Here is a 3,801-nt window from a genome sequence, read left to right on the forward strand (position 1 = left end):
TTATCGCGAGGAAGCGGTAATGCGGAGGAGCGCGGCGTAACCGGCGAATTCCCATGATAGTGTGCGCAGTTGCTGCGCATTATATTGGTTGCGAACCTCGGCGGTCCCTGGACCAGCTGAGGAGGCAATCATGTTGAAGTTGCATGACGAGTTGATCACCGAACTCTCGAATTCGCTCACCACACAGAATTACAATCCCGTGGTCGTGGCGAACCACCGTCTCTACGCCCGCGCGTTTCTCGATTATCTGGCCGAGTGCGATATACAGGTCGAGACTGTGACGCCGCAGCAGGTCGATCAGTATTTTGGCTATGCGGTTCAGGATTTTGAGATCCAGTACGGTCGGCCTCCCAGTGCGCGTTGGCACATGTTGCCCCGCACCGCGATCGCCAAGCTCCTCCGGCTTGCTCAAGGCAATTGGCCCCCGGACGCAGAAATGATCGGTCCCGATGACGAGCATCGACATGAAATTTGCCGCGAATACGAGGCATGGCTGCGCGAGGAGCGCGGTTTGGCAAGCGCGTCCATTGCGGCGCTGATGTGGGAGGCGCGAAACTTCCTGCGATGGCAGTTCGACCGGGCCGGTGCCGCCAGCCTCGAAACGTTGAGCATCGTGGACATCGATCTCTACATGGACATGCGCGCGCCTGGTTTACGGCGCAAATCATTGGCCGATGTCGCTGAGCGTCTCCGTTCGGTGGTTCGCCATCTGCATCGGACGGGTCGCATCCCGACCGATCTGACGCCACACATCATCGGCCCCATGCTCTATGCCTACGAAGATGTGCCGTCGACGCTGGAAAGGAGCCAAATCGCCGCGGTTCTGGCGACAACGCAGGAGGACAGATCGCCACGCGGACTACGCGATTATGCGATACTTCAGCTGCTTGCCACGTATGGGCTGCGCGAAGGTGAGATATGCCGCCTTCGGCTCGATGACGTGGACTGGCGCGCAGAATCCCTCCGGATCTGCCACACCAAGACCAACGCGTACTCGTACATGCCGCTAATGGTGACTGTTGGTGAAGCGCTGCTGGATTATCTGCGCCTTGGGCGGCCCCAGGTTGAAGTGCGGGAAATCTTCGTCCGATCCTGCGCACCCTATATCGCAATGACGAACCTGTACGGCATGATCCGCGGTCGGTTGGCCGCCGCAGGCGTAGTGCCAGCAGGAAAGCGGGGGCCGCATGTCTTCCGCCACGCACGTGCGGTCGAAATGCTGCGGGCATCGGTCCCGCAAAAGATCATCGGCGACGTGCTCGGGCATCGATCCACCGAATCCACCAATACTTATCTCAAACTGGCAACAGATGATCTCCGAGCCGTGGCACTCGAGGTGCCTGGAATGGAGGTGCTGTCATGAGCGCCTGGCACGATCCCGATCGCACCGTCGTCGACGCCTTCCTGGTAAAATCGCAGTTCCGGCCGGGAAGCGTACCGACATATCGCTGGTTCCTTTGCACCTTCGAAGATGTTGCCCGCCGGCATCCGGCGGTGGACCGGCAGATGCTCGACGCCTGGCTGAAGGAGATGCAAAAACGTTGGCGATTGTCGACGCTGCTCAATCAGGTCTGCATTGTCGACCGCTTCCTCGACCACCTCGTCGAAATCGGGCTGATCGCCGACAACCCTGTTGCTGCACTTCGCCGTCGGTACAACGTCAAGCAAAGCAAGCCGATCTGGCGGGCCTTGGCTTCCCCGAATCCCGACGAATCCTTGGCCGCGTTACGACGGCCTGCGCCCTTCGGCAGCGTGCTGGGTGACTTCATGCAAGACCATGTCATGCTGATGCGCAGCCGGGGATATCAATATGAAGCGCAGGCTCACTGGCTGCTGCGGTTCGATCGGTTCCTTCAGGCCCGTCCCGACCTCGCGGAGCAACCACTTGAGGCAATGATTGCGAGCTGGGCGGCTGCCAAGCCGACCCGCAACCACGCGGCTGAATGCCAGAAGCTGGCGCGCATCCTGACCAAGGCGCGGTTCCGCCTCGATCCGACTATCCCGCCAAAGCGCTTCAATCCCCGGCCAGAGCGGGAAGTAGCGCGGGAGCATCGGCAACCGCATATCTTCAGCCCGGCTGACGTTCGGCGTATGCTCGATACCGCACGGACTTATCCGTCGCCGGACGCTCCGCTGCGGCCGTTGACCCTCTACACCATGATCATGCTGGCCTATTGTGCCGGGCTACGGCGAAGCGAGCTGGCATGGCTCGATCTTGGTGACGTGGACCTGCAATCAAGCACGATCACGATCCGGGAAACGAAGTTCTACAAGACCAGGATCTTGCCTCTATCCGACAGTGTCGCGGTCGAACTGCGCGCGTACATCGATGCGAGGCGGCGCGCTGGCGGCCCACAGAACCCGAAATCAGGGCTGTTCTGGCATGCCCACTTAAATGACCGCTACAGGCCCGAGGCGGTTACGACAATGATTACCAACGTCATGCGCCGTGCTGGGCTCAAGCCCGCTTCGGGCCGGACCGGGCCGCGGGTCCATGACCTTCGTCACTCGATGGTGGTGAACCGCATCCTCCAGTGGTACCGGTCCGGCATTAACCCTCAGGAAAAACTGCACTTCCTCTCGACCTACATGGGGCACCGGGATCTCCACTCCACGCTGGTCTACATCACCGTCACGCAGGATCTGTTGCAGGAAGCCAGTGAACGGTTCCGCGCGCTCGGCGCCCCGTGCCTTGTCACGGAGGCGCGGCCATGAGGAAAGGCAATCCATTGCCCGCGTTGTTGCGGGCGTTCTTCCAGGAGTGGCTGGCCGAGCAGCGCAGCGCGTCAATCCACACGATCCGCTCTTATCGCGACACCTGGCGGCTGCTGCTTCGGTTCGTCGCGGAGCGAAAAGGCTGCGGGGTCGCGCGGCTGACGCTCACCGACGTCTCGGCCGGCGAGGTGCGCGCGTTCCTTCATCATACCGAGCATGGCCGCAAGACCACGATCGGCACGCGGAACTGCCGACTGGCCGCCATCCGCAGCTTCTTCAGCTTCGTGGCGGACAAGAATCCGGAATACATCGCGCAGTGCTCAGAGGTCCTGGCTGTTCCGTTGAAGCGGGAGCCCACCTCCGCGCCGTGCTACCTCGAGCCCGAGGAGGTCGAGGCCATCCTCGCCCAGCCCAACCGATCGACACTCGAAGGGCTGCGCGACCATGTACTGCTCTCGTTCCTCTATAACAGTGGCGCGCGAATCCAAGAGGCGCTTGACCTCTGTCCCGAAGCAATCCGGTTCGATGCACCGAACTTCGTGCGTCTTTACGGCAAGGGGCGCAAGGAACGCATCTGCCCGCTCTGGCCAGAAACCGTGGCATTGCTCAGGAAGCTACTGGAGCGACAGCCCCGTGCGCCCGATGAGCGGATCTTCGTCAATCGATACGGTGAACCGCTAGGGGCGTCAGGGGTGCGGTTCAAGCTCAACGCCTACGTGGAACAAGCCGCGAAATCGACGCTGACCCTCCAGTCAAAACACGTTACGCCTCACAGCTTCCGGCACGCGACCGCCGTCCACCTCGTTGCCGCCGGGGTCGATATCACCGTCATCCGCAGTTGGCTCGGGCACGTCAGTCTCGATACGACCAATCACTATGCTCAGGCCAATCTGGAGACCAAACGAAAGGCGCTGGAACAGGTTGGCGCCCCGGCGGCGAGCAACGTGCCACCTTCGTGGAAGCGAGATGCCAATCTGATGGGATGGCTCGACACCCTATAGAATAATGTGAAGGACGTGGCGAAATGTTCCGCAGCTTTGCAGGACTACGCCGCGCTCCTCCGCATTACCGCTTCCTCGCGATAAG

Annotated in this window: 3 protein-coding genes; all 3 read left to right on the plus strand. The window is 61.2% G+C overall.

Going from position 1 to position 3,801, the window contains the following annotated elements; genetic code table 11:
• Positions 1–130: 130 nt before the first annotated feature.
• The 3 genes from PX554_RS26425 to PX554_RS26435 are packed head-to-tail and all read left to right on the plus strand — an operon-like array spanning position 131 to position 3,716.
• Positions 131–1,363, plus strand: coding sequence for a site-specific integrase (locus PX554_RS26425; RefSeq protein WP_007015824.1), 1,233 nt, complete (start codon positions 131–133; stop codon positions 1,361–1,363).
• On the plus strand, positions 1,360–2,715 hold the full coding sequence (locus PX554_RS26430; protein WP_009823940.1) for a tyrosine-type recombinase/integrase: 1,356 nt from the start codon (positions 1,360–1,362) through the stop codon (positions 2,713–2,715). The genes PX554_RS26425 and PX554_RS26430 overlap by 4 nt, the downstream gene beginning before the upstream one ends.
• Positions 2,712–3,716 carry a site-specific integrase gene (locus PX554_RS26435; protein WP_009823939.1) on the plus strand — a complete coding sequence of 335 codons (1,005 nt, stop codon included), beginning with the start codon at positions 2,712–2,714 and terminating at the stop codon, positions 3,714–3,716. The genes PX554_RS26430 and PX554_RS26435 overlap by 4 nt, the downstream gene beginning before the upstream one ends.
• Positions 3,717–3,801 lie beyond the last annotated feature (85 nt).

The sequence above is a fragment of the Sphingomonas pollutisoli genome (assembly GCF_029167165.1).
GTDB classification, from domain to species: domain Bacteria; phylum Pseudomonadota; class Alphaproteobacteria; order Sphingomonadales; family Sphingomonadaceae; genus Sphingomonas; species Sphingomonas pollutisoli.

Bases quoted from the DNA above. Each gene is read 5' to 3' on its own strand.
- PX554_RS26425 (WP_007015824.1), top strand. From the start codon at position 131: ATGTTGAAGTTGCATGACGAGTTGATCACCGAACTCTCGAATTCGCTC.
- PX554_RS26430 (WP_009823940.1), top strand. From the start codon at position 1,360: ATGAGCGCCTGGCACGATCCCGATCGCACCGTCGTCGACGCCTTCCTG.
- PX554_RS26435 (WP_009823939.1), top strand. From the start codon at position 2,712: ATGAGGAAAGGCAATCCATTGCCCGCGTTGTTGCGGGCGTTCTTCCAG.